General features: G+C 36.2%; 23 protein-coding genes. 10 read left to right on the top strand and 13 right to left on the bottom strand.

Annotation, left to right across the window (positions count from 1 at the left end; all coding sequences use genetic code 11):
* Positions 1 to 38: 38 nt before the first annotated feature.
* Positions 39 to 617, bottom strand: a complete 579-nt coding sequence (locus tag AC4IFE_RS19285; RefSeq protein ID WP_490758776.1) for a HupE/UreJ family protein — start codon at positions 615 to 617, stop codon at positions 39 to 41.
* A gap of 69 nt (positions 618 to 686) precedes the next feature.
* Here AC4IFE_RS19285 and AC4IFE_RS19280 point away from each other — a divergent pair, with 69 nt between their 5' ends.
* Positions 687 to 1,187: a DUF6702 family protein gene (locus AC4IFE_RS19280; protein WP_490758745.1), complete on the top strand. Its 501-nt coding sequence runs from the start codon at positions 687 to 689 to the stop codon at positions 1,185 to 1,187.
* A 539-nt stretch (positions 1,188 to 1,726) separates the two neighbouring features.
* On the opposite strand, the gene AC4IFE_RS19275 is transcribed toward AC4IFE_RS19280, so the two are convergent.
* The 11 genes from AC4IFE_RS19275 to AC4IFE_RS19225 all read right to left on the bottom strand — a co-directional run bounded on the left by AC4IFE_RS19275 (position 1,727) and on the right by AC4IFE_RS19225 (position 12,036).
* Positions 1,727 to 2,323, bottom strand: a complete 597-nt coding sequence (locus AC4IFE_RS19275) for an acyl carrier protein phosphodiesterase (protein ID WP_490758744.1) — start codon at positions 2,321 to 2,323, stop codon at positions 1,727 to 1,729.
* 194 nt (positions 2,324 to 2,517) lie between these two features.
* A complete protein-coding gene (locus AC4IFE_RS19270) occupies positions 2,518 to 3,279 on the bottom strand; it encodes a helix-hairpin-helix domain-containing protein (RefSeq protein ID WP_490758743.1) in 762 nt (253 codons plus the stop codon).
* 26 nt (positions 3,280 to 3,305) lie between these two features.
* A complete protein-coding gene (locus AC4IFE_RS19265; protein WP_490758742.1) occupies positions 3,306 to 4,187 on the bottom strand; it encodes an OmpA family protein in 882 nt (293 codons plus the stop codon).
* A 99-nt stretch (positions 4,188 to 4,286) separates the two neighbouring features.
* Entirely contained in the window at positions 4,287 to 5,636 is a 1,350-nt protein-coding gene (gene radA / locus AC4IFE_RS19260; RefSeq protein ID WP_490758741.1) for a DNA repair protein RadA, read from the bottom strand.
* Between the two features lie 86 nt (positions 5,637 to 5,722).
* On the bottom strand, positions 5,723 to 5,857 hold the full coding sequence (locus AC4IFE_RS19255; protein ID WP_490758740.1) for a hypothetical protein: 135 nt from the start codon (positions 5,855 to 5,857) through the stop codon (positions 5,723 to 5,725).
* Positions 5,858 to 5,957: 100 nt separating this feature from the next.
* Positions 5,958 to 6,257, bottom strand: a complete 300-nt coding sequence (locus AC4IFE_RS19250) for a helix-turn-helix domain-containing protein (protein ID WP_490758739.1) — start codon at positions 6,255 to 6,257, stop codon at positions 5,958 to 5,960.
* A 32-nt stretch (positions 6,258 to 6,289) separates the two neighbouring features.
* The gene (locus tag AC4IFE_RS19245; RefSeq protein ID WP_490758738.1) at positions 6,290 to 6,721 is read right to left on the bottom strand and encodes a transposase; all 432 of its coding nucleotides are present in this window, start codon (positions 6,719 to 6,721) and stop codon (positions 6,290 to 6,292) included.
* A gap of 116 nt (positions 6,722 to 6,837) precedes the next feature.
* Complete coding sequence (locus AC4IFE_RS19240; protein WP_490758737.1) at positions 6,838 to 7,509, bottom strand: hypothetical protein; 672 nt, start codon at positions 7,507 to 7,509, stop codon at positions 6,838 to 6,840.
* A gap of 40 nt (positions 7,510 to 7,549) precedes the next feature.
* Positions 7,550 to 8,068 (bottom strand): phage tail-like protein, encoded by a 519-nt coding sequence (locus AC4IFE_RS19235; RefSeq protein WP_490758736.1) that lies wholly within the window; start codon positions 8,066 to 8,068, stop codon positions 7,550 to 7,552.
* 29 nt (positions 8,069 to 8,097) lie between these two features.
* Positions 8,098 to 11,031, bottom strand: a complete 2,934-nt coding sequence (locus AC4IFE_RS19230) for a DUF7933 domain-containing protein (RefSeq protein WP_490758735.1) — start codon at positions 11,029 to 11,031, stop codon at positions 8,098 to 8,100.
* A 117-nt stretch (positions 11,032 to 11,148) separates the two neighbouring features.
* Complete coding sequence (locus AC4IFE_RS19225) at positions 11,149 to 12,036, bottom strand: phage tail-like protein (RefSeq protein ID WP_490758734.1); 888 nt, start codon at positions 12,034 to 12,036, stop codon at positions 11,149 to 11,151.
* A gap of 372 nt (positions 12,037 to 12,408) precedes the next feature.
* On the opposite strand from AC4IFE_RS19225, the gene AC4IFE_RS19220 reads away from it, so the two are divergent.
* The 9 genes from AC4IFE_RS19220 to yidC all read left to right on the top strand — a co-directional run bounded on the left by AC4IFE_RS19220 (position 12,409) and on the right by yidC (position 23,676).
* Entirely contained in the window at positions 12,409 to 13,824 is a 1,416-nt protein-coding gene (locus AC4IFE_RS19220) for a tetratricopeptide repeat protein (RefSeq protein ID WP_490758733.1), read from the top strand.
* Positions 13,825 to 13,841: 17 nt separating this feature from the next.
* A complete protein-coding gene (locus tag AC4IFE_RS19215; RefSeq protein WP_490758732.1) occupies positions 13,842 to 15,260 on the top strand; it encodes a tetratricopeptide repeat protein in 1,419 nt (472 codons plus the stop codon).
* Between the two features lie 296 nt (positions 15,261 to 15,556).
* A complete protein-coding gene (locus AC4IFE_RS19210; protein ID WP_490758731.1) occupies positions 15,557 to 16,231 on the top strand; it encodes a hypothetical protein in 675 nt (224 codons plus the stop codon).
* A gap of 598 nt (positions 16,232 to 16,829) precedes the next feature.
* Entirely contained in the window at positions 16,830 to 17,240 is a 411-nt protein-coding gene (locus AC4IFE_RS19205) for a transposase (RefSeq protein ID WP_490758730.1), read from the top strand.
* Positions 17,216 to 17,560 (top strand): helix-turn-helix domain-containing protein, encoded by a 345-nt coding sequence (locus AC4IFE_RS19200; protein ID WP_490758729.1) that lies wholly within the window; start codon positions 17,216 to 17,218, stop codon positions 17,558 to 17,560. The genes AC4IFE_RS19205 and AC4IFE_RS19200 overlap by 25 nt, the downstream gene beginning before the upstream one ends.
* A gap of 84 nt (positions 17,561 to 17,644) precedes the next feature.
* Positions 17,645 to 19,129 carry a tetratricopeptide repeat protein gene (locus AC4IFE_RS19195; protein ID WP_490758728.1) on the top strand — a complete coding sequence of 495 codons (1,485 nt, stop codon included), beginning with the start codon at positions 17,645 to 17,647 and terminating at the stop codon, positions 19,127 to 19,129.
* Between the two features lie 99 nt (positions 19,130 to 19,228).
* On the top strand, positions 19,229 to 19,798 hold the full coding sequence (locus tag AC4IFE_RS19190; RefSeq protein ID WP_490758727.1) for a YceI family protein: 570 nt from the start codon (positions 19,229 to 19,231) through the stop codon (positions 19,796 to 19,798).
* A 294-nt stretch (positions 19,799 to 20,092) separates the two neighbouring features.
* Positions 20,093 to 21,700 (top strand): CTP synthase, encoded by a 1,608-nt coding sequence (gene pyrG, locus AC4IFE_RS19185; protein ID WP_490758726.1) that lies wholly within the window; start codon positions 20,093 to 20,095, stop codon positions 21,698 to 21,700.
* Between the two features lie 179 nt (positions 21,701 to 21,879).
* On the top strand, positions 21,880 to 23,676 hold the full coding sequence (gene yidC, locus AC4IFE_RS19180) for a membrane protein insertase YidC (protein ID WP_490758725.1): 1,797 nt from the start codon (positions 21,880 to 21,882) through the stop codon (positions 23,674 to 23,676).
* 54 nt (positions 23,677 to 23,730) lie between these two features.
* Here yidC and rnhB read toward each other — a convergent pair whose 3' ends face one another.
* Entirely contained in the window at positions 23,731 to 24,315 is a 585-nt protein-coding gene (rnhB, locus tag AC4IFE_RS19175) for a ribonuclease HII (RefSeq protein WP_490758724.1), read from the bottom strand.
* Between the last annotated feature and the right edge of the window lie 247 nt (positions 24,316 to 24,562).

Below are 24,562 nucleotides of genomic sequence, written 5' to 3'. Positions count from 1 at the left end.
AATAATAAGTCGTCGAAAAAATTGAAAATGTTTCAAAGTTAAAAAGGAATTCTTTCTAAAGTCATTTTTAATGCCAATGCGAATACTCCGGAAGATACGAAGAGAACCCAGTCTTTTTTGTTAACCTTAAAAATGCTCAGCAAAATAAATAAAAGGATAAGAATGGCACACACAATAACGATCTGCCCCAATTCCAGGCCGATGTTAAAGCCTAATAACGGAATGGCAATACTCTGGCTTTTGGCGATCATTACTCTTGCCGTATTCGCGAAACCCATTCCATGGATAAGTCCAAAGATGGCTGCCAGATAATAATTGGCCCGCATCAGGGTCTGCTTTTTATTTTTCATCAGAATATTATCCAGAGACGTGAGGACAATCGTCAACGGAATTAAAAACTCCACCCAGGCAGAAGGAACCCTGAAAATATCAAGAATGCTCAATGCCAATGTGATAGAATGTCCTATAGTAAAAGCGGTCACTAGGATCAGTATTTTTTTCCAGTCACTGTAAGAATATACGGCGATCAGAGCCAGGACAAATAATTGATGGTCCAGTGCATCCAGGGAAATAATATGCTCCCAGCCGAGGTCTAAATAGAAGAGAAAATCCTGCATCATAACGTAAAAATATAATGCGTACGAAAATAATGATTAATTTCGAACAAATTTTAAAGGTCAGTACATATGAAGAATTTATGGCTGTTTTTATTACCGGTGTTTTTTTTATTCTCTTTTTCAAAGGAGGTACATCCTTACCATGTAGGTTCTGTAGAAATTAATTATAATTCCAAATCCAAATCTTTTGAGATCACTGGCCGGTTTTTTCTTGATGACCTGGAAAACGGTCTGGGTGAAAAATATGGCAGTTCTTTCCATTTTAACGACGAAAAATACAAAGCCAGGCTCAATGAAGCTCTGGAAAAATATTGTGCAGAATATTTCAAGTTAAAAGCCGACGGCAAGTTTTTAAAAATACATTACGTAGGATATGAGGAAGACAGTGAATCAGTGAATGTTTTTCTCGAGTCGGAAACGCTTAATACTCCCAAAAAAGTGGAGGCGGGGGTCAGTTTTCTGTACAATCTTTTTGATGACCAGATCAATATTGTTCACATGATTGTGAATGGTGAAAGAAAAAGTGAAAAGCTTACCTATCCCAACCGTTATTTATATCGACAATTTTAACGGGTAATATCCCTTTGTCTGTTATAGTTGTAATCAGATATTAAATCACTAATTATTGATTAATAACCTTTGGTTGTATCAGTTATTAAGATATTGGTAATAGTTATTTTTCAATAAATTTCATATTTGGTTGTTAATAATTTAAATTTATATGTTGTTTGTTAATTAATGCTTATTATATTTTGTTTTTTGATTTAAAAAAATTATATTTGTGTATAGCTGTTTTGATATTTTTATTATTATTAATAATTTCCTAAAAGAAAAATTTTCACTAAATCATAATTCGTAAATGAAATAAAAGTCACAAGCTGATTAGGATAATTGGAAACCTTAATAGCGAAACAGATGTTCTTCAATTTATATCCCAAAGATCTTTTTTGATCAGTTAGGGATTAATAAAAGTTGAGGTCAAAAAAATGAAAACGCTAAATAACTGTTTTGATGCAATGTGAAAATTCCCGCTTATCACATTTTAAAGCAGCAGATTCTAACAACACAAATTGTTAAAAAAAAGCACTTACGTTCCCTGTAAGTGTTTTTTATTTATGATCCATCTGAATCATTGCATTGATCCCTTTGGCGTGATCAAGAAGATCAGGAAAAAAATTGTTATAGCACTCCTGAAGGAAAGGTTTATTTTCCAGAAATACTTCGAAAACGGGAATGTCAGGGTTCAGGTATTTTGCTTTATTGAGAACATTGCGCATGCTGAACTTAATGCCCCAGTCTTCACGGTAATTATACAGCCAGTCATCTTTTTCCATTTTAGCCAGCATAAGTCTGAAGTTTTCGGGAAGCCATTTTTCATGCTCATGAAGAACCCGGTATACCCGCAATGAATGTGCTTTCCACTCCGCTAAAGAATTCAGGGAGAGATCAGTGGCCACGAAGTAATCCATAGCAACATCTACAAAGGCACCTGCATACAGCCTGACTAAAGGCGAAAAGATCTTTTTTGCCTCATGAATCGCAGGGTGAGAATCTGTAAATGTATCGACCGCTCTGTGCATCGTAATTCCATCCTGAATGTCCTTCGGAAAAGAATAGCGGTCTTTGTTCCGGATAAAATCTTCCAGAAACTGTCCGACAATCTGTCCGTCATTGAAAGTAAGAAAAGAATGGGCGAGGAAATTCATTGGTTGTTTTTGCTATTTACAAGCATTGCTTTATTTATGACCTACAAAATATTTATCCAAATGTAAAGCTTTATAATCAGCTTTATGGTTAAAAAGTTACATATACTCTTAAAAAATAAAAACCAAAGCAGAAAAATTCTGCTCTGGTTTTAACTATTATCTTATACTGGCTTTTAGAACTAGCATCATAAGATTTACTTACCGGCATTCAATTGATCCTGCCAGTTTTTCAGTTCTGTCCATTGGTTTTTATAAGCCATTTCACTTTGTTTCGGCCAAGTTCCCGGATCATGGATTTGGTAATGTTCTCCGCCGGAATCTAAAATCGCTCTACATTGATCTTGTGAAAGTTCCGAAAGTTGTTTCCAGGTTTTAATACCGGCATTATGGAAGAGTTCTTCTATTTTCGGGCCAATTCCTTCTATTATTTTTAAATCGTCTTGCTTCACTACCTCCCCAAATGCCAGTCTGGCATCATCTCCGGCAAAAACATAAGTAGAAATTGCACCTGCTTCCAGTGCTGCAATTCTTGCTTTCAGGGTGGAGTTTTCAGACTTTAAAGCATTTAACTCTGCTGAATTATCTGTGGCCACTGCTGCTAAAGGAATTGCAGCTGCAGCGGTTTTCAGACTGTTTACTGTAGAAACAGAAGCATTGTAATCGCTTTCTAACTTAGCAAATTTTAGCTTCCACGCATCATTATCTGCTACAGAAGCATTATATTTTGCTTCCCAATCCGCATTAGCAGACGCAGAAGATTTTAATGATAAATAATCTTTTTCAGTAGAAGAAAATTTGCTGTTGCAGGCATTCAGGTCTGCAGAAAGCCTTCTGTTTTTTTCTATTTCTGCATCTAGTTCCGCTTTGAAATTATTGCCACCTCCAAGTAGTTTGCCAAGTAAATATCCTAAAAGTGCACTGATTAATCCTGTTAATATTGGTATTAAATAACACATATTTTTTATTTTTTATTAAGTTTATATTATTGAATTTGAACAACTGTTCTTCTGTTTTTTGCTTTTCCTTCTGCAGTTGTATTGTCTGCAATTGGTTCATTTGGACCTTTTCCTGAGGTTGTTATTTTTTCTGCGGAAACGCCGTTAGAACCCAAATATTTTGCTGCAAAATCTGCTCTTTCTTTGGAAAGCTGAATATTTTTATTGGTGTTTCCAACATTGTCGGTATGTCCTGTAATTGCAATTTTTGCATCTTTTACATGGTCTATATACCGTACAATTTTTGCCACTTTTTGTTTTTCTTCATCCGTCAAATTAATTTCAGATTGGTTGGTTTCGAAATACAAAATTAAAGGGCTTGCATTGATCTCTTCTTTTAGTTTTCCAAAATCTTCTGCAGGAGCATTTGCATTAACGTCAGAAAGGGTGTAGTTTATTGGTCCATAGAAAGTTCCATCTTTCGGGATGAGATCTTTCACTTCGCCATTAATGTCTAATTTTTCTGAAGAAATACCTTTGGAGATCAAATAATTTTTTACCTGATTGGCTCTGTCAAATCCAAGATTTGGAAACAGTACAGATTTTTTCTCAGCAGAAGTACAATATCCTGTGATCAATAATTTTTGGTTGGGATTTTTTTCGAAATCGGCTTTCAATTTTTCAATTCCCGCATCTACACATGCATCAACTGGTGCAATGTATTGTAAATCGTTTTCTTTGAAATTAAAATTTTCTTCGCATTGGTAATCCATAGAAGAGCCTTTTAGAATCATTCCATTTCCTGTATTGGCAACAATACCGGAAGTGGTTTCTTTGTCTGCGCAATGACAGCAAAATTTACTATAGAGAAAAGTGCCCAATAAAATGGTGGCAAGAATCCCTAGAATCAAACCTGTTTTTTTACTCATAATTTGTATGTTTTTATGTTTTCTAAATATATAAAATAATACATCACATTGTTATTATTTTATAACAATGTTAAGTTTTCGAGTCTGAATAATGTTTCCTTAAAAAAGTCTTTCGTGGAAATCCTCAATTTTACTCACTTCCTCGATTTTAATTCCAAATTTTCTTTTCGGTATTTTATTAAGGTTTGATACAAATATTTTTTCGTAGCCTAATTTTTCTGCTTCAGTAATTCTCTGTTCAACCTGCGCTATTGGGCGGATTTCACCACTTAGTCCGATTTCTCCTGCAAAACAGTAATGTTCGGAAATAGCAATATCGTCGTTAGAGGAGAGGATGGAAGCTACCACTGCAAGATCTAATGCCGGGTCATCTGTTTTTATACCTCCGGTAATATTTAAAAAGACATCCTTAGCGCCAAGCTGGAATCCTGCGCGCTTTTCCAGAACAGCCAGAAGCATATTCAGCCTTTTTGCGTCAAATCCGGTAGAGCTTCTCTGTGGAGTCCCGTAAACAGCTGTACTTACTAATGCCTGGATCTCCAGAAGCATGGGGCGGTTTCCTTCCAGAGTTACTGCTACGGAATTGCCGGAAAGCTCTTCAAATTTCTTGGTAATAAGGATTTCAGAAGGATTCCTGATTTCTTTTAATCCCTGGGAAACCATTTCATAGATACCGATCTCGGAGGTAGATCCGAAACGGTTTTTATTGGCTCTGAGAAGTCTGAAAAGATGGTTTCTGTCACCGTCGAAATTTAATACCACATCTACCATATGTTCCAGTACTTTGGGTCCGGCTATCTGACCGTCTTTCGTGATATGGCCTACAAGAAATACGGGAGTATTGTTCTCTTTTGCAAATTTTATAATTTCGTTCGAACATTCCCTGATCTGAGAAACGGTTCCGGGTGAACTTTCAATTAACTGAGACTGCAAAGTTTGGATAGAATCGATGATCATGAAATCCGGTTCCAGTTTTTTGGCTTCGTGGAGGATCTTTTCCAGTGAAGTTTCTGTAAAAAGAAAACAGTTCGGATTCTGAACATCTGTCAGCCTGTCCGCCCTCATCTTAATCTGTGAAGCACTTTCCTCCCCGGAAACATAAAAGATCTTTTTCTTCATCTTGAGTGCCAGCTGAAGAAGAAGGGTAGATTTTCCGATTCCGGGCTCTCCACCGATCAGTGTGACAGAACCCAGCACGATGCCTCCGCCAAGAACACGGTTCAGCTCCTCAGAAGGTGTTTTTATTCGCGGTTCTTCGCTGGTCTCAACTTCAATAATGTTGATGACGTGCTGTTTTGATTTTGAAAATGGGGGAGTCTTGGATGAGGTTTTCTCTACAACTTCCTCCACAAGGGTATTCCATTCTCCGCAGTTTTTGCACTGTCCCATCCATTGGGAATATTGAGTTCCGCAGTTTTGACAGAAATATGCTGTTTTCAGTTTAGCCACAGTTTGTATACAATTTTTTCGAACTGCAATTTACAGAAAATATTAATGTATCTTTTCATTACGGCTCTGTGCTATTACCGGAAATACTATGCAAAATACCTGTCTGTAATAATGGTGTATATTTTTTTATACTCTGCAATTGTATTTCTGCTCATTTTAAAATGGGCAAATAATCGGAGACTCCATTCTCCAATATTTCTTTCAGTCAGGTTTACATTCATACAAATATTATTTAAAAAAGACTTCAATAACGCAGCCTTCATATCGGTTGTTCTTTTATTTAATTGATGCTTAACTATAGGAATTGAACTGGTTCCTCTGTTAATGTGTTGAAAAATTCCCGGTATAAATTTTTTTCCATTTTGCAATGGTATTTCGGCTGATTTTAAAATGATTGGACACTTGCGTATTATTAAGCATATTGATTCTTTGATATTCTAATATTTTATAAACTGCATCTTTATCGTAAGATTTATGCTTCTGATTGAATGACGCATCTTCCTTTCCGGTATGCCCGAAAATTATATTTTCCAGCATGATTACATCGAGAACACTGAGACAATCTTTTGATAGAATATTTTTGCATCTTTCTTTTTTTTGAGGATATCTTTTTAAGATCATATCCAGATAGATTTTTTTGTAGTCAGGTTGCCTTAATTTTCTATTTTGTATTTGCTGATCCATTTGTATAATGTGGTTTTGGGAATTTTATATTCATTAATGATTTCCTGCCTGGTTTTTTCTTTTGTTTTTATTAAACTGATAATAAAATTGATTACTTCTTTTGTGTAGATACCTTTTCTAAACTCCGGTAAGACAGAGGTATTTTCCAATATCCTTTTTCCTGAGGAAGGAGGAGCATATAAAATCAAATGCTGGCTATAGAGCCTGAAAAAATCATATTTTAACAATTTTGACCAACGAAGCAGTATGTCCGAATCCAAAGATGGAGCAGTATACATTTTCAGGATCTCATGTTCTTCTTTTTTCAGAAAACTGCATATTCTTTCCATGGGTATCTCTAATTCATTGATTCTTATTTCAATGTATTGCCCGATATTTATTTCTGTTAGGTTGGCATTCATATGGATGGTAGAAAAAAGATCTGAATAATATTGCTTCTTATTTTAGATTTGTGCTTCTTCTGAAGGACTGGTACAGAAACAATATTATTTCAAATCTTTAGAGTTGGATTTTGTGATTAATTCAATGCTATTACACTAATTCTCGCTTTAAAAGCCTGTGCATCCGAAGCAGTTGCCCCTCCGTATCCGGATGCGATGGGATCGGTATTAAAACTGGTTGTATTCACCCAGCTTTTGGCCTGCAACTTTATGGTATGGGTTCCTGCAGGGAAATTGCTTATTACTTTTTGTGTCGTAGAATAATTTCCAAGTCTTACCAGGCCGGATGGCGCATCTGAAGCTGAGTAATAACTTGAAATCGTTTTTACACCATCCACGATCAAATCAATACTTCCCTGAACAGGAGCTGTAGCAGCATTAGGTAAGGGAAGAGCACTATATGTTATCAATGCTGTCGTAGTACCAGTCGTCGTAAAGGTGAGGGTGGCTCCGTTAATATCAGCAGTGACATTTTGTGCGATAGTTTGCGGGGTTGTACCAATAGCTTCTTTTATTAATTGTATAGATCCTGCTGCGGCTGCGATCGTTTTTAAAACACCGGCAGCATCGGCAACTACAACTTTGTCTGTTGTGGCACCCATGTTACTATTGATAGTACGGACACGAACATTTCCTGTAGCTACATCTAATGTTTCAGTGGGTGTTGTTGTATTAATTCCCACATTTCCCGTTTGCGAATAAACAGCAAATGGTAATATGAGTAAAGCCGTAAATACTATATTTTTCATCATGATATTTTTTATAAGTTAATAATTGGGAATAGTGTCATTAAGGTTTCCAGAAGGACCATACTGTTCCGTTGAAAACAGCCAGCTGATGCTTTACATTATCATAAACAACCATCCCTGCAGAAGGACTGATGATATTGACATGGGGACTGTCCACTTTTGGAAGGATCATTGCTTTGTTAATATCTGTCAATACTAAAACACCCGGAGTGAGATCTGTGGCAGCATTGGTTCCTATTGCGGTTTTAGCAGAGGCTTTTTCAACAAGCGGATCCTGCAGTGTGGTATCCACATTTCCTGTAGCGTCTACACTCAGGTCAAACCAGGCTCCGTTTTTGCGGTATTTGATCTTTTTATCGGTGATATCATAAATCATTGTACCATCTACAGCTCCTGTTACTCCTGCTGCAGAAGTTACCCAGGGTAACAAAAGTCCCCGGTTTTCTGCTCCGAACTCCAGTGAAACGGAAGAATTGGTCACTGAACTTTTGCCTATTGCCACCTGTGAAGAAACACAAATAGAAATAACAGCCATTATTGAGATGAATATTTTTTTCATTTTGAGAATATTATGAGTTGAGAGGGTTACTAATAATCCGGACAGGTCTGTGTATTGAAACACTGCCAGCTGAATGAAGTTCCGTTATTTGTGGTGGTATAAATTTTTAAGCAGTCAGCTTCCTCATCATACACCATCATTCCTTCCACAGGAGTGGCAATGGCATTCACCTGGGCTGTGGTAGGAATCCTGTTCACGACAAATCCTTTGGTTTTGGCTTCCAGTGCCGTCCAGGCTCCTTTACGAACCACTGGCCAGTTGCCGTTGTCTGCTCCGGCTCTGCCGAGTGCTGTTATACCAGATTTAGCGTCCAATACGGTTCCGGCCATTACTGCAGGCTTATAGCAGAAACATCCCGAGCTTATGGAAGCGTTCCCGGAATCTCCTGTGCCTTGTCCTATATCTGCAGAACCATCTGTATTATCAGCTATTCCGGCAATTCCTGATGAGTTATTGGCTGCATTATTTACCAGTTCCGGCACTCCGTTAGCTGCTGGTAATGTACTGATTATTCCAGAAGGAGTACTGGTAGTTATCCCGTCTGCTTTTACTTTTATCTGTCCCGGATGAACAGAATCCGATAAAGGGTATATCTGTGAAGCGGTAACATTTTCAGAGCCTTCAAGTGCATCAGGACAACCGTCGTTATCACTGTCCGGATCTAAATAATCCGGAGTTCCATCTCCGTCTGTATCTCTATGATTACAAAAAGTAATTGTATTCTGCGAAATACTTATGAGACCTCTTCCGGCATTAAGGGCTCCTGAGCCGGCAGTACTTGTAAATGCAGTATAATCCCAAGTATACGCGGTACCATAATTTACAGCTAAGGGCAATGTAGTAGCTCCAGCTGCAGGATTTACCGTGTTTTGAAGCTGCATTTTGGCATAATAACCGTTAGGTAATGCTGTTGCTGGAAGAGTCGCATTAAAGCTTGAAAATAAATTTAATGGAGTATTACTACTGTATGAAGATAAACCTGTAACAGCCGGTAAATTCCCTATGGTTGTGGTAAAAGTTCCTAATTGGGTTATTCTGTTGGTACTAAGCAGATACCTAAACCAGCCATCAGGTGTACTTGGTGAAGCTCCGCTGGCATTCTCAGTAGTGCTATTATTGCCGGGCAGTCCCGTGTATAAAGGCACAGTAGTAGGAACAATCGAAAAAGTGGTGGCGTTACTGCCAAATGACTCCCAGGTGTGATTCTGAAGATTGACAGAATTATTAAAATCAGAATAGGTAAAAGGAACGTTAAAATTATTTCCTAATGACGCAACAGCAGTACCGGAGGTAAGACTATACACTAAATTAAAAGTTCCGCCGTTGGCACCAAACGTAGCTCCGGCAAGCGTAGAAGCCATATTTAAAGTATACACCGACTGGGAAGCACAATAACCTTCTGCGGTATCTAAAATACCATCGTTATCATCGTCCAAATCATTAGTGTCAGGAACACCATCTCCGTCTGTATCCGTATATGTTACTGCTAGACACTGGGGAACCATACCTGAAGTATCCAGAACTGGTGATGAGGCAGGAACGGTAATATTTGAAGCACTGTTTGTAAAGGCAGGCTGACCTGTACATACTGGATTAACCTGTCCGGGTACATTGGTAATGTCTACTTTTATAGTTGCACTTTGTCCCGGAGCTAATTGTAAATTAGCAATAGTAACCGTTCCGGAACCTGCGCCAGCAGTAATTGTACCTCCTGTTCCCCCCGTAATACTGGCGTTAGGAATAGCCGCAACTATTATATTGCTTGGCAGATTATCCGTAAAAGCAATGGTCTGAGGAATTGCATCCGGTGCAGTATTGGTTACCGTCCACGTATAAGTACTGGTACCACCGTCACTAATGGTAACCGGAGATACTGTTTTTGTAAGCAATGGAGGTACGGCTATATCAACAGAAACAAAATAAGAACCACTGATCAATATATCTGCATTTGTGCCCTGTTGTTGAAGGGTTACACTGATAGGAGTAGCTGAAGGAGCTAAAATTCCTGTCGCATCAAAAATATCTGCATCATAATCATAGGATTCAGAAGCACCATATAGGTGTCCTGCACTAATAGGATTACGTCTGACATAATTGCCTACGGGAACGGCTACACCATCAGCAAGCACATTATTATTGCTGCCCCAGGCAATCGAACTGTTTAAGGCGTCATTGGCAGCACCTGTCATAGGGTCTTTAAGTGCAGTTAATGCAGTAGCAGTCTTCCCAAAATTTAAGAAATCTGAAAACCCTCTGTCTCCATAAGTTCCTGTAACTCCTACAACAGCTTTTACAGTGCCAACGGGCGGAACTTTTATTCCCGGAATTGTTGTGCTGATGCTTGTATTAGTGAAATATTGCCAATTATCGGCTACTGTAACGTTTCTGAATTTTGAATTTGGATTTTTATAGACGACAATGATAGACCAGCCTCCCATATCATAGGGAGCAGGAAGAGGATCAGCCAAAAAATAACGTCCCGCAGCTCCACCGGTTGCTGTACTTACATATCCGGCGGCAGGCATCATCGGGGTGATGTCCCAAATCATCTGACCGGTGGGCCAGTCGGATGGGAGTGTAGTTCTATTAGCAATACTGGTCCCTGAAGTTAATATGGTGTAGGATGCTGCACCCGGAACTTTTAGCTTTACGGAAGTAAAAGCAGGTGGATCATTAGTAAAGTCATCTTTTTCTATAGATAAATACGCTTTTTCAATGGTAGATCCTGCAGGAAGAATCAGATCTGCCGAGGTAGACCAGGTAGTAGTGGCATCTCCATCTATATCCGGTGTTAACCTTGGTGAGCCTGTATTGCTGGTACTATAGTACCAGCAATTACCGATTATTGTAGCACCTCCCTTTATATCCTGGTTGTAGCGTACAACGGTCTGAGACCAGAATAAAACTGAACTAAAGAGAAGGAACCCTGAAAGGAGGTTTCCTAAATAATTGTTTTTTTTCATCAGTGTTTAATTTAAAATGTTTTTTATACACAAGAAGATCACAGGGAATGCATATTGTGATTAAATCTTATGTATTTCCCTAGTTTATTACCACCTTAAAGTGTATTAAAAGGCTTATTAAGGAATGTTTACTGAGCTTGTCTGCCCATTAATTGTTAAGGTCAGTGTACGGGTAGCATTGTTGAAATTCATACTATAGGCTACTATATCAGATGAGCCCTGAAATGTCCCGCTGGGAGTAGTTATTGTAGAGGTCATCTGGTTTCCGCTACGGACAAGCGTGTGGCTTGTAACCCCGGAACCTAACCCTGAATTAAATTTTACCCACACCGAACCGTCAAAATAATAATACCCCGAAGACGTTACATTTACTGTTTGTCCTGATGGAGTAGTATCGGCTGATGTCGCATAAATTATCGCTCCTGTTTGTGCTGCTGTATATAATTTCGGACTTAATTGATTACCTGTAATTCTGGGAGCAATGATGCCGTCAAATGCTGTAGTAACAGTAGGTTTCCCAACCACATCTAAAGTGGCTTGCGGTGTAGTTGTACCAATACCGACTCTGTCATTAGCGGCATCTACAGAGAATGTTGTTCCGTCCACAGAAAAACCATTGGTCTGGTTGCCTGTGAAGGCCAGTGTATTGGATGCTTGTATTACAGTTCTGTTACCGGTTAAAGTACCATCCGAATTATAAATATTGACACCAGAGCCTCCGGGATTACCCAGTAATATCCATTTCGTACCATCATTATAATATAAGGCAGGTATAACATCTCCTGTAGTAAGTGTATTATAGACAACCATTCCGGCTACATGTACACTTAATGGAGAGGATGAGATAGTAGAGGTCAATGCGATACGAGGAGGTAAAAATCCTTTGTTGGCAGATACAACATCCAATACCGCATCTGGATTTGGAGTACTTGTATTGATTCCTACTTGAGCTGAAAGTATCGAACATGAAATAATACAGATAGCTGTAAAAAATAATTTTTTCATCTTTTAATGTTTTTAAAATTAAATCATTTGTTTTCTGAGAGCAAAGTAATTACAAGAAATGCAATTCATCATCAATTATAAAGACACATTCATATTACATGAAAAAAAATAACGTTACATATATATAACATCTGCTGTTTTTAGTTGATAATCAGTATTTTGTATGCGAATAAAATAGACGTAAAAGTTGATATATCTCTGCGTTCAGTACCAAAACAATTATACTTTTGCACTTGTAGTTATTGAATTTCATTGAGTGCTGTAAAAACCGTATCTTTATTAGGAAGACTTCCGTTGGAACTTTTAGAGAGACAGATATATTACATGCAGCATTTTCTGAGTATTTATAAACTATTTTATAAAAACACAACGATGAATATTTCTAATGCCTTACAATTTTTTTTGGCCAGCTTTTGTATAAGTCTGTTTTCCTGTGGCTATTCGCAGCACCGTAATGAAAAACAGATAGACAGCATACAGGCTTATGGAAGTCTTGCCCTAAGAGAAAATGGAGAATACCAAAAACTGATCTTGTTGAATCAGCAGCTGATCCGGGAGTCGGAAAAAATCAATCATGCAAAAGGGGTAACCAAAGGATATATTAATATAGCCAATGCTTTATTTTTATTGGGAAACTATAAGGAAAGCTTACGCTTTCTGAAATTGGCTGAAAAGCAAGAATATTTACAACATGATTATCGTCTTTTAGATGCATTATATGTAGAGTATGGCAAAATATACGACCAAGTAGGTTTTTATACAGAAGCCGATGAAAGCTTTGATAAAGCTATACAGTATGCTAAAAAAATAAATGACAAAGATTCTTTAAAAAATAACAGTCTGGGATATGTATATTGTTGGAAGGCGTTAAGTACAAAGATTAAGAAACGTCCCGATTCGGCACTATACTATTTACATAAAGCCTATAAAGCAGAACCAGTTCCTTCAACAGCCGTCAATATATCACAGAAATATCTGGAATTGAATAATATAGACTCGGCGGAATTTTATATACAAGAAGCCTGGCAGAAAATAGTTGTCAATCCTGATCTGAAATACCATAAAGCAGCGGCTCTGTGGGGGTTTGCTGATATTTATTTCCGGAAAAAACAATTCGAAAAGGCCCTGGAATATTATCAGCAGTCTTTTGAAATTTATCGGCAGATGGACAGAAAAGAAGATATGCGGACACTTTACCAGAAGATGTCTGTTACCTATTACAGCCTTCAACAACCGGAGAAATCTAAAGAATATCTGACAAAATATACTGTTTTGAACGATAGTCTCAATACCACACAAAAACAGGTCCTTAATATTTCCGTGGAAGATTTTTTGAACGAGCAGGAACAAAAAAACAGTTCTTCACAACAGAAACTGTATTATGTTATTGGTAGTATAAGTGTTGTTGGGCTTATATTAGGCTTTTTAGGTTTTAAGTTTTATAAAAGGAGAAAGAAAGAGCAAAAAGTAAAAATATCTCATCTTGAACAAAAAGTAAGTGTAGCGTATGATGAGGTAGTACGGCTTGCTAAAAATAATGATCCCGCATTTTTTGGCAAATTCCGTGAAGTATATCCGGAATTTTGTGATAAGCTCTTAAAAATAAACCCGGGGCTCGTAAACAGCGAGCTGAAATTCTGTGCATTACTTTTTCTTAATTTCTCCACTAAAGAAATAGCGACCTACACCTTTGTACAACCCGGGGCTGTAAGAATGCGAAAAATCCGTATCCGGAAAAAATTAAATATCCTTTCTGACCAGGATATTAATGTCTGGATGCATAGTTAAATCAATAATTAACATGAATGATGAATATTTCTACTTTTTCAAAAAGATTTTTTTTAATCTTTTGTATTAATCTTTTCTTTAATGTTTATGCCCAGAATTATACTGAAAAACAAATAGACAGCTTGCAAAATGATGCTATACTTTCGTTAAGAGATAAGGGAGAATATCAAAAATTTATTCTGTTAAATCAGCAAACAATTAAAGAATCAGAAAAAATATACTATGACAGAGGAATTACGAGAGGCTATATCAGGATTGCCAATGCATTATTTTTATTGAGTAATAATAGAGAAAGTTTACGGTTTCTCACACTGGCAGAAAAAAATGATTGCTTAAAAAATGATAATATATTATTGGCTGAACTGTATGTAGAGTATAGCAGAAATTATGAAGTATTAGGTTTTTATGAAAAAGCTAACCAATATCTTGACAAAGCAATTTACTATGGACGTAAAATAAAAGCTACTCCGAATTATGGACTTAATTATGCTTATAGTTACAAAGCTACCAACAGTGTAGTAGCTAAATTTCCGGATTCTGTTCTTTACTATCTTCATAAAGGCTATGCAATAAATCCTAATCCTATAGATGCCGGTAAAATATCTTTTTGGTATATAAGCAACAAAAAACTTGATTCTGCAGAATATTATATTAAAAATGCATGGGACAAAGCCAGCAGGCAGCCGGATCTTAAGTACCAGAAAGGATCTGTTCTTTGGGGGATGGGGAATTTTTATTATGCAAAGAAGCAATATGATAAAGCCTTAGAATGCTATCAACAGTCTCTCGAAGTTTATGACCAGATTAGAAGGAAAGAAGATGTATGTGCATTGTATAAGATAATTTCTAATGCTTATGACAGCTTGAAACAGCCTGATAAAGCAACAGAATATCTTGCCCGTTATACCGTTTTGAATGACAGCCTGAGCCAAAAACAGAAGCAGGTACTGGATGTTTCAGTAACCCATTTCTTAGAAGAGCAGGAACAGCAGAATCAATCTTCAAAAGAAAAGCTATACTATATAATTAGTATGATGTCTGTTACTGCATTGATTTTAGGAAGTATAGGATTTATATTTTACAAAAGGAAAAAGAAAGAAGGAAAAATAAAAATCTCAGATCTTGAACAAAAAGTAAACGTAGCCTATGATGAGGTAGTACAGCTTGCTAAAAATAATGATCCTGCATTTTTTGGCAAGTTCCGTGAAGTATATCCGGAATTTTGTGATAAGCTCTTAAAAATAAACCCGGGACTCGTAAACAGTGAGCTGAAATTCTGTGCATTACTTTTTCTTAATTTCTCCACTAAAGAAATAGCGACCTACACCTTTGTGCAACCCGGGGCTGTGAGGATCCGAAAAAACCGTATCCGTAAAAAACTGGATATTCCTTCCGATCAGGATATTAATGTCTGGATGTCCGGATTAAATCAATAAAATCAATACCCACTTTATACTTTTTGTGAAGCATCTCTTATTATTTGTTTGAGAGGTGAATGTATTATTGGATTTTTTATACAATTGATAATTAGATATTTACATTCGTTTAATTAGGATTGAGTATCTGATGAGTACTCCTTTTTTGTTTTTTTTGATGGTTTTTTTATCTATTTGTTGAAGAAATTTAAAAACAGAAAAACACACTCGGTTTTAATAAGTAGGGATTAGTACAGTGAATAATTTAAGAATTATATAAAATTTTTTGAAATAACATTAATCTTAAAAACAAAAGGATGAAAAAAAAGATTTTTACAGCTGCTGCTTTGATTTTTGCTGCAGTTTCTTTCGCTCAAACAGGCAATGTGGGTATTAATACGACGACCCCCACGGAAACATTAGACATCGCTACGGGAAATATGCGTGTCCGTAATATTAACACAAATACAGGTGCTTCCACAGACAGGCTTGTGGTAGCTGATGCTACTGGTGTTTTTAAAACTATTCCGCCAGCAGCGGGATCTATACAGTTGATAAAAGAAGCCATTGGCACAACTCCGCAAACTATAGCCTCGGGTGTTACTGCAGATATTAACGGAGCCACTATGACTTTTACCACAACTGGAAATACAACTGCACTCATCACTTATAGCGCTCTTCCTCTACCGACTAATGCAGGAGCTCCTGCTCAGGGAAGTATCGATCTTATTGTAGATGGTGTTAAAACTATTTCAAGTTATTATTCCGGTGCAGATGCCCCATCTGTATTGGTCAGGCTTGGAAATTATTCCACAGCCCAAAAAGTAATCAGCAATTTTCCTGCAGGAACCCATACCATAAAGCTACAGGCCAAAAGCTGGGTGAATACCACTAGTTTTAATACTGATCCTATAGCATCCACATATGTAGGTGCTCTTGCTTCAGATGCTCAGGCTTTTAAAGCGCGAATTACTATTATTGCATTAAATTAACTTAAGCGAAAATAATTTTCTAAAATAATATTGGCTTTCTTAGAAAGCAAAAACACACAACTGATGCAAATTTAAAAGCCAATATTATTTTGATAATTAGAGTAAATTTATAAAGAACACTTATCTGACGAAAGGAATATCAGAAAACGCATCAAAATAATGTTTAATCTGGATACTCCGCCCGGAATGGATAGAATTTGAACAAATTAAAAAATTATTCTGCCATTGCCATTATAATTCCTCTGAATGTCGAAATACTCTAATTTTTTTGCCCATGCCGAATCTTGGATTATGTTACAAAACTTAATCAGGATGGTTCTACTTAGTAATGCACTTCCATCCAAGATTATCGCTGACTTCTACTACTTCTGTCTGCCTGTACTACAGGAATGATACCATACCTTTTTCCTGCTATCGACTTTTTTCATTATCAATATGGAAAAATAGAGAAACTCTATCTTCATATGATTGCTTAATAAAAAATAAAAGAGCTTGAAGAAAAAATATTAAACTGGAAACGAGCATACAGGCGAATGGGGAAAAGAGAAAAACAATATAATTCAATTTAATAATAATAATCAATGTTAATTCATAAAATATGCAATTCAAGGATATTTATATAGGCTCTATGATTAATCAAAAAGTTATAGAACATGGGATAGAAATATCCCGCATTTGCAATTTCTTTAAGCGCCAGGAAGATGAAATAGAAGAAATGTATCAGGCAAAAAATATAGATTCTGAGCTGCTTTTGCGATGGAGCAAGCTGTTGGAATATGATTTTTTCAGGATATACTCCCAACATTTGATTTTGTATGCTCCTTATTCGGTAAAAGAAAAGAGTAAAACCTCTCTTCCGCAGTTTCGTAAAAATATCTATACCAAAGAAATCATTGATTTTATTTTGGAACAGATCAAGTCCGGCGAAATGACAAGAAATGAAGTTATTAAAAAATACAGAATTCCTAAAACCACTTTATATAAATGGATAAGCAAGTACGAAAAGTAATACCGGATTACAAACTTATTTATACTGATATTTTAAATAAAAAATATCCTGAAAAAAAAACAAAATGCGAAAACATTCTCTCTAAAGATTGTATGACCATTTTGGATGTGATAAAGCTGGAAAGCATTATTTTCAATCAATTAAGAAAAGAAGATTTAGTTTTCAACCAGCAGCATAAGTCTTATGATAAGGAATCAATTAGGGAAATCCTGAATTATCAGGAAAAGCTTAAATTAAATAATACACAACTGGCTATGCATTTTAAACTCAGTAGAAATACCATCGCTGAGTGGAAGAAAAAATTTGCTGCAGAATTTTAAAATTATCAATTAAAAAATGTCAATATCATTAGAAAAATGATTTTATCGGGGAATTTTAGTAATTTTATATTATAGTTTTTAAAAATGAAATCGGTTAAGTTTTTGTTTTTTTTACTGATCTCATTTTTCTCTTTTGGGCAGAGCAGACCGGAAAGGGAAAAAATTGACCGGATGCTGGCTATTTCCGATAGCTTATATTATGCAGATCAATTCATCCCCGCATTAAAAATAGCCCGGCAGGCTGTAAAGCTGGCAGAAAAAAATAATTATTTCAAAGGTTTGTCTGTTGGTTATTGGGATATATCCTGTATCCTGTATGAGTTTGGAATGATCAAAGAAAGCTTGCATTATGCTGAACTTGCTGAAAAATATGTTGCTGAAGAAGATTATGAGATGAGGGCAAGATTGAGAAATGTGATAGGGGGCAACTATTTTACATCGGGATTATACGACAGAGCCCTTGCTGAGTTTCATCAGGAAATAATATTGGCTCAGAAAAGCCATGAAAGAGAAGGATATAAATATGTATATATGGCCTATTTGAATATAGGGGGGGTGTATGATGAAATGAATAATATAGACTCCAGCAATTACTACTACAGAAAAGCTTTAGAGGGATACAGGAAGATGGATCAAAAAAGCAAGCAAGAATATTGCTATGATTTAAGTATAACAAATGCCAGTATCGGGTTAAATTTTCTTAAGGAAAAAAATACAGATTCGGCGGAGTTTTATATTAATCGATCAATAGAAATACAAAATTTTTATAAGTGTTCATCGAGATCAAGGTTATTTTTTTTGAACGCATTGGGCAAGCTAGCCCTTGAAAAGAAAGAATATAATAAGGCATTGGAACTTAATTTTGAAGCCATAAAAGCTGAAAGAAGTATTAATCCCAAAGCTGATATTATTTATCTATACGAAAGCATTACCGAAGTTTATGCTGCAATGCAGAATGCAGAAAAGGAGAAAGAATATTTGGTAAGGACTATAAAAATGAAGGACAGTATAGAAATAGAAAAAGCCCGATCAACAGATTTTATAATTAATAATATTCTGAATGATGAAAAAGTGGAAAACAAACATCTGCTGAGCAAAACATACTGGATAGGAGGGATCATTTTTATATTAATCCTTGCATTATTCTATATCGGTTATACAAACAACCAGAAATATAAAAATAAAAAAGAAGCAGAATTATCAGAAAAAGATAAGGTATTGCAGTTAAAAGAAGAAGAAACCAGACAATTGGAAAGAAAAATAAACGTTTCTTTTGAAGAAATTGTTCAGCTTGCCAAAGAAAACAATCCTGAGTTTCTGACACGGTTTATAGAAATATATCCCGAATTTATAAATAAACTGCAACAGATCTCTCCCCAACTGCAGGCCAGCGAATTAAAATTCTGCGCTTTACTGTTTCTTAATTTCTCTACCAAAGATATTGCAGAATTTGCCTTTATTTCTTACCGTACGGTTCAGAACCGTAAATATAATCTCCGTAAAAAACTCAAGATTCCTTCCGATGAAGATATTAACATTTGGATGAATACTATTGTAAATGGAGATTGATATAATAAATCCTTTTTATGATAAAAATGATTGCGATAGAGCAATATTTATTTTAATAATATAGCTTATCTTTGAAAATATTATATAAAAAGTAATATTATGAAAAAAGTATTTTTATCTTTCGTTTTCACACTGTTAAGTGTTATGGGCTTCGCACAAACCGAATGGGCAGTAGATCCTATGCACTCTTCGGTAAACTTTAATATCAAACATATGGGGATTAGCTTTGTACAGGGACGTTTTGATTCTTTCAAAGGAAGAGTAACGAGTGAAGGTGCTAATTTAGATAATGCCGTTTTCGATTTTGGAGTAGAGGTGAACTCTATTAACACAGGAGTAGAAATGAGAGACAAGCATCTTAAAAGCGCTGATTTTTTTGATGTGGATAAATACCCGGCAATGAGCTTTCACAGCACTTCTATTACCAAGGATAAAAATAATTCATACATTGTGAAAGGAACCCTGAAAATCAAGGAAACTGTGAAAGAAATAAGTGTTCCGGTAACATTTGGAGGAGTCACCAAAAACCAGCAGGGAAAAGAAGTAATGGGCTTTCAGACAAAATTCACAGTTAACCGTTTAGATTATGGAATTAAGTATGATCCAACCGGTGCAGGAGTAGCTAAAGATGTGGAAGTAAGTTTATATTTTGAGTTAACAAAACAATAATTTTATAAATAATTGAATTTAAAAAGGTTTTTCAAATGGTTGGAAAGCCTTTTTTTATTATGATTAATTTTTTTTTTCTCACATACTGAACAATAAAACCGGGTGAGAAAGAATCTTCCGGAATTTTGGTTCTAATTTGTCTACCGAAATCATAGAATTTTGTCACTGCATTTATGAAAAACAGATGAATTTTTAAGCAGAATTTATAAACGATACAAGAGGATTTTCGGTTTTCAAAACTTAAAAAATTGCTTTGTATCTCTTTTTCCCATAACTTTGCACAAACCTAATCTAATGAGTAAAAAGAATACAAAGTACATCTTTGTGACAGGAGGTGTAACTTCATCTTTGGGAAAAGGAATCGTGTCTGCTTCTCTGGGGCTTTTGTTAAAATCACGCGGTTTTAGCGTAACAATCCAAAAACTGGATCCTTATATCAACATCGACCCCGGAACACTGAATCCATATGAACACGGAGAATGCTATGTAACCGAAGATGGTGCAGAAACAGATCTGGATTTAGGTCACTACGAGCGTTATCTGGATGCTCCTACTTCCCAAAACAACAACGTTACTACAGGGAAAATTTACCAAACAGTTATTGAAAAAGAAAGAAAAGGAGACTTCTTGGGAAAAACGGTTCAGGTAATTCCTCATATCACCAACGAGATAAAAAGAAGAATTAAAATGCTTTCCAAGCAGAACTACGATATCATCATTACTGAGATCGGAGGAACTGTAGGGGATATTGAATCCCTTCCGTACATTGAAACTGTACGTCAGCTGAAATGGGAGCTTGGTGAGAAAAATTCTATGGTGATTCATCTTACTCTGTTGCCTTATCTGGCTTCAAGCGGTGAATTGAAAACAAAACCTTCACAGCATTCCGTTCGTCAATTGATGGAAAGCGGAATAATGGCTGATGTTTTGGTTTGCAGAACAGAACATAATATTCCAAAAGATCAGAGAGCGAAACTGGCTCAGTTCTGTAATGTGTCTCTGGATAACGTCATTGAATGTAAGGATCTTGAAACAATCTATGAAGTTCCAATGTATCTTCAGAAACAAAATTTTGATGATGTAGTTTTAAAAGAACTGGACCTGAAAAATGATAAAGAAGCTGATCTGAAAGATTGGAAGACTTTCCTTAAAAAATTCAAAAACCCTAAAAGAACTGTAGAAATTGCTTTGGTAGGAAAATATATTTCTCTGCAGGATTCTTATATTTCTATTGCCGAAGCTTTTAAACATGCAGGGGCAAGTCTTGAAACTGAAGTGAAAGTAAGATGGGTATACAGTGGAGATATCACCGCTGAAAATATTAAAGAGATTTTAAATAGTGTGGACGGAATCCTCATTGCTCCAGGTTTTGGCGATAGAGGAATCGAAGGAAAAGTGCTTACAGCTCAATATGCAAGAGAAAATAAAGTTCCGATGTTGGGAATTTGTCTGGGAATGCAGATCATGACGATTGAATTTGCAAGAAATGTTCTTGGCCACACCAAGTCGAATTCAATGGAATTTGACACTTCCACACCGGATCCTGTAATTTCTATCATGGAAGAGCAGAAAAATATCGTAGACAAAGGAGGTACAATGCGTCTGGGAGCTTGGAAATGCTCATTGAAGAATGGTTCCAGACTATATGATATCTACGGAACTAAAAATATTACAGAAAGACACCGTCACCGTTATGAATTTAACAGTGATTATCTTCAGGAATTTGAAAAGAACGGGTTCCTGGCGACAGGTACCAATCCGGAAACGGGTCTGGTAGAGGCTCTTGAGCTTCCTGATCATCCGTTCTATGTAGGAGTGCAGTATCACCCTGAATACAAAAGTACAGTAGCAACGCCGCACCCTCTGTTCAGGGCTTTCATCAAGGCTTGCGAAAAGAAATAAGGTAATTATTTACCATAAACGTCTTAAAATAAACTCAGGCTGATTATTCTCAGCTTGAGTTTATTATATAGTAACATGGTAATGCATAGAGTTTTGATAAAAAAACAGTATTTTTGTCAGCTCAAAAAGCAGCATATGGTGATGCTTGATTAAATTTAAAATTTTAATATAAAAATAAAATGCAAGAAAACAAAGGAATCGATAAAAGTCAAATGATCAGTTTTGCGGTTTTATGTTTGGTTCTTTTCGGATTCATGTTCTATTTCCAGAACAAACAGTCGAAAGAAGAGCAGATAAAAGCTCAGGAGCAGAAAGTCGAGCAGGTGAAAAATGCTGTAAAACAGACTCAGGCAAGCAATATCAATCCAAATGTAACTCCTGGTGCTATCCAGACAGCCAGTTTGAAAAACAAAGAACTGAATGTGGAGTTCTCAAGCTTAGGAGGACAGGTTTCTAAAGTGCAGCTTTCGGAATATAAAGCATATGATCATAAAACGGATAAGGCGGATCTTCCTCTTTATCTGATCGACAAAAAAAATTCGAACTACGGTTTTCAGTTTAAAGACAAAACAGGAAAAGTAATCAATACTAAAGACTTGGTTTTTACACCTGCTGTTAATGGAAATACTGTAACGATGACGGCTAATTACAACAATGCTGTTATTCAGTTTGTTTATACATTGCTTCCAAAATATACACTTGATTTTAAAGTAAGAACGAAAGGACTTGCTGCTATTACTGCTGATAACAAAGCAGATTTTATCTGGGATTACAGTGTAAGAAACCTGGAAAAGGGTAGAGCACAGGAACAGTCCCACTCAGAATTCTCTTATGCTTTCAATAATTATAAAGATTATGATTATGATGGAAGAACAACAATGGAGGAAGAAAAGGAAACTCTTAACTGGATTGGTGTAAAACAGCAGTTCTTCTCCTCCGTAATTGAAGCTAAAAGCGGTTTCACGCAGAGCAAGGGAAATCAGGAAACTATTGAAGAAGGCGAATATCTGAAGAAACTTAATTTTGAAGGATTCGTACAGATGACAGGAAGCGAGCTTAACCAGGACTTTACGTGGTATTTTATGCCGCTTGATTTACCTCTGTTAAAATCATATGATAAAAACTTTGACGAAATTTTACCATTAGGATGGTCTTTCATTGGATGGATGAACCGTGGGTTCTTCATGCCAATGTATAATTTTATTGCAAGTTGGGGATTGACAGCAGGTTGGGTAATCTTCTTAATGACGATCATTGTAAAGCTGATCTTATCACCCATTATGTATAAGCAGCATAAGTTGAGTGCGATGATGAAAGTGATCCGCCCTGAGATTGATGAAGTAAATGCCAAGCTGAAAGACGCTGATCCAATGAAAAAGCAGCAGGCTACTATGGAAATCTACCGAAAGGCAGGAGTGAACCAGATGGCGGGATGTCTCCCTGCATTGGTGCAAATTCCTATTTTCTATGCCTTATTCCGTTTCTTCCCGAACTTTATCGATCTTAGAGGGAAGGGGTTCTGGTTTGCAAAGGATTTAACGGCCTACGATGATCTGATCAAGCTTCCGTTTAAAGTACCTTTCCTGGGAGACCATTTAAGTGTTTTTGCTTTGGCATGTACAATTGTGATCTTGATTTATACGGTAATGACTTCAGGAAATATGCAACAGCCTCAGCAGGAAGGAATGCCGAATATGAAAGTGTTGATGTATATTTTCCCTATTACATTCCTTTTCTTCCTAAATACCTCGGCATCAGGTCTTTCATGGTATTATTTTGTATCCAATGCGATCAATATTCTTATTATTCTGGTTATTAAGTACTGGATACTGGATGAAAAGAAAATTCATGCACAGATACAGGCAAATAAAGAGAAACCAAAATCTGAAGGCAAGTTCCAGAAGAAAATGAGAGAGATGATGGAGAAAGCTCAGGATCAACAGAAAATTCAGGAGCAGCAGAAAAAAAAGAAATAAAATAAATAATCTATTTTAAAAAAGAGAAGCAAATTGCTTCTCTTTTTTTATATCTTAATCATATTCCAGTCTGAATGATCTTCGGTGGTGTTTTGTCGGACCATATTTTATTAAAGCCTGCTGATGGGCTTTCGTGGCATATCCAAAGTTGGTGTTCCAGTTATATTGTGGAAATTCTTCGTGGAGTTCAATCATCAATTGATCCCTGTAGTTTTTGGCAAGAATAGAGGCTGCTGCAATAGAGAGAACTTTTGCATCTCCTTGTACAATGCACTGATGAGGAATGTAATTATAAGGATGGAATTTATTTCCGTCTACTAAAATTAACTCCGGAATTATTGTTAATTGGTCTAATGCACAATGCATAGCATGAATACTCGCATTAAGGATATTATGTTCATCGATAAAAGACGGAGGTAGTTCTGCTATGGCGTAATTTTTTACATTGTCCTTAATATAACTGTCCAGTTCCATCCTCGTTTTGAATGTCAGCTTCTTTGAATCATTAACCAAATTTGGCTTAAAGCTGTCATCCAAAATAACGGCTGCTGCAACCACAGGACCACTGAGACATCCCCTTCCCACTTCATCACATCCAGCTTCGATGTAGAGATCCGTCCATTTTTGTAATAAGCCCATAAGTTTTTACCATGTCATAAGTGTGTAAAATTACTAAAAATGCATTTAAAATGGATGTATTTATTGTAGCATTAATAATAATATTCAGAATTTACCCTTATTAAGGAATATGGTATTCTGTTTAAATTTCCGCATCAGATTTTATATTTTGTTGTTTCTGATTGCAGTTATTTCCAAAACAGTAGTTAATGGCTCAAATTAAATAAAAAAAATATTGTATGCGCTGCATTGTATTGTTGGCTGAATA

Source organism: Chryseobacterium sp. UF-81 (assembly GCF_058245105.1).
Note: the sequence above shows the minus strand (reverse complement) of the source record. Positions and strands in the feature narration are given on the sequence as shown.

Bases quoted from the DNA above. Each gene is read 5' to 3' on its own strand.
- AC4IFE_RS19285 (WP_490758776.1), bottom strand. From the start codon at position 617: ATGCAGGATTTTCTCTTCTATTTAGACCTCGGCTGGGAGCATATTATT.
- AC4IFE_RS19280 (WP_490758745.1), top strand. From the start codon at position 687: ATGAAGAATTTATGGCTGTTTTTATTACCGGTGTTTTTTTTATTCTCT.
- AC4IFE_RS19275 (WP_490758744.1), bottom strand. From the start codon at position 2,323: ATGAATTTCCTCGCCCATTCTTTTCTTACTTTCAATGACGGACAGATT.
- AC4IFE_RS19270 (WP_490758743.1), bottom strand. From the start codon at position 3,279: ATGTGTTATTTAATACCAATATTAACAGGATTAATCAGTGCACTTTTA.
- AC4IFE_RS19265 (WP_490758742.1), bottom strand. From the start codon at position 4,187: ATGAGTAAAAAAACAGGTTTGATTCTAGGGATTCTTGCCACCATTTTA.
- AC4IFE_RS19255 (WP_490758740.1), bottom strand. From the start codon at position 5,857: ATGAATGTAAACCTGACTGAAAGAAATATTGGAGAATGGAGTCTCCGA.
- AC4IFE_RS19250 (WP_490758739.1), bottom strand. From the start codon at position 6,257: ATGATCTTAAAAAGATATCCTCAAAAAAAAGAAAGATGCAAAAATATT.
- AC4IFE_RS19245 (WP_490758738.1), bottom strand. From the start codon at position 6,721: ATGAATGCCAACCTAACAGAAATAAATATCGGGCAATACATTGAAATA.
- AC4IFE_RS19240 (WP_490758737.1), bottom strand. From the start codon at position 7,509: ATGAAAAATATAGTATTTACGGCTTTACTCATATTACCATTTGCTGTT.
- AC4IFE_RS19235 (WP_490758736.1), bottom strand. From the start codon at position 8,068: ATGAAAAAAATATTCATCTCAATAATGGCTGTTATTTCTATTTGTGTT.
- AC4IFE_RS19230 (WP_490758735.1), bottom strand. From the start codon at position 11,031: ATGAAAAAAAACAATTATTTAGGAAACCTCCTTTCAGGGTTCCTTCTC.
- AC4IFE_RS19225 (WP_490758734.1), bottom strand. From the start codon at position 12,036: ATGAAAAAATTATTTTTTACAGCTATCTGTATTATTTCATGTTCGATA.
- AC4IFE_RS19220 (WP_490758733.1), top strand. From the start codon at position 12,409: ATGAATATTTCTAATGCCTTACAATTTTTTTTGGCCAGCTTTTGTATA.
- AC4IFE_RS19215 (WP_490758732.1), top strand. From the start codon at position 13,842: ATGATGAATATTTCTACTTTTTCAAAAAGATTTTTTTTAATCTTTTGT.
- AC4IFE_RS19210 (WP_490758731.1), top strand. From the start codon at position 15,557: ATGAAAAAAAAGATTTTTACAGCTGCTGCTTTGATTTTTGCTGCAGTT.
- AC4IFE_RS19205 (WP_490758730.1), top strand. From the start codon at position 16,830: ATGCAATTCAAGGATATTTATATAGGCTCTATGATTAATCAAAAAGTT.
- AC4IFE_RS19200 (WP_490758729.1), top strand. From the start codon at position 17,216: ATGGATAAGCAAGTACGAAAAGTAATACCGGATTACAAACTTATTTAT.
- AC4IFE_RS19195 (WP_490758728.1), top strand. From the start codon at position 17,645: ATGAAATCGGTTAAGTTTTTGTTTTTTTTACTGATCTCATTTTTCTCT.
- AC4IFE_RS19190 (WP_490758727.1), top strand. From the start codon at position 19,229: ATGAAAAAAGTATTTTTATCTTTCGTTTTCACACTGTTAAGTGTTATG.
- pyrG (WP_490758726.1), top strand. From the start codon at position 20,093: ATGAGTAAAAAGAATACAAAGTACATCTTTGTGACAGGAGGTGTAACT.
- yidC (WP_490758725.1), top strand. From the start codon at position 21,880: ATGCAAGAAAACAAAGGAATCGATAAAAGTCAAATGATCAGTTTTGCG.
- rnhB (WP_490758724.1), bottom strand. From the start codon at position 24,315: ATGGGCTTATTACAAAAATGGACGGATCTCTACATCGAAGCTGGATGT.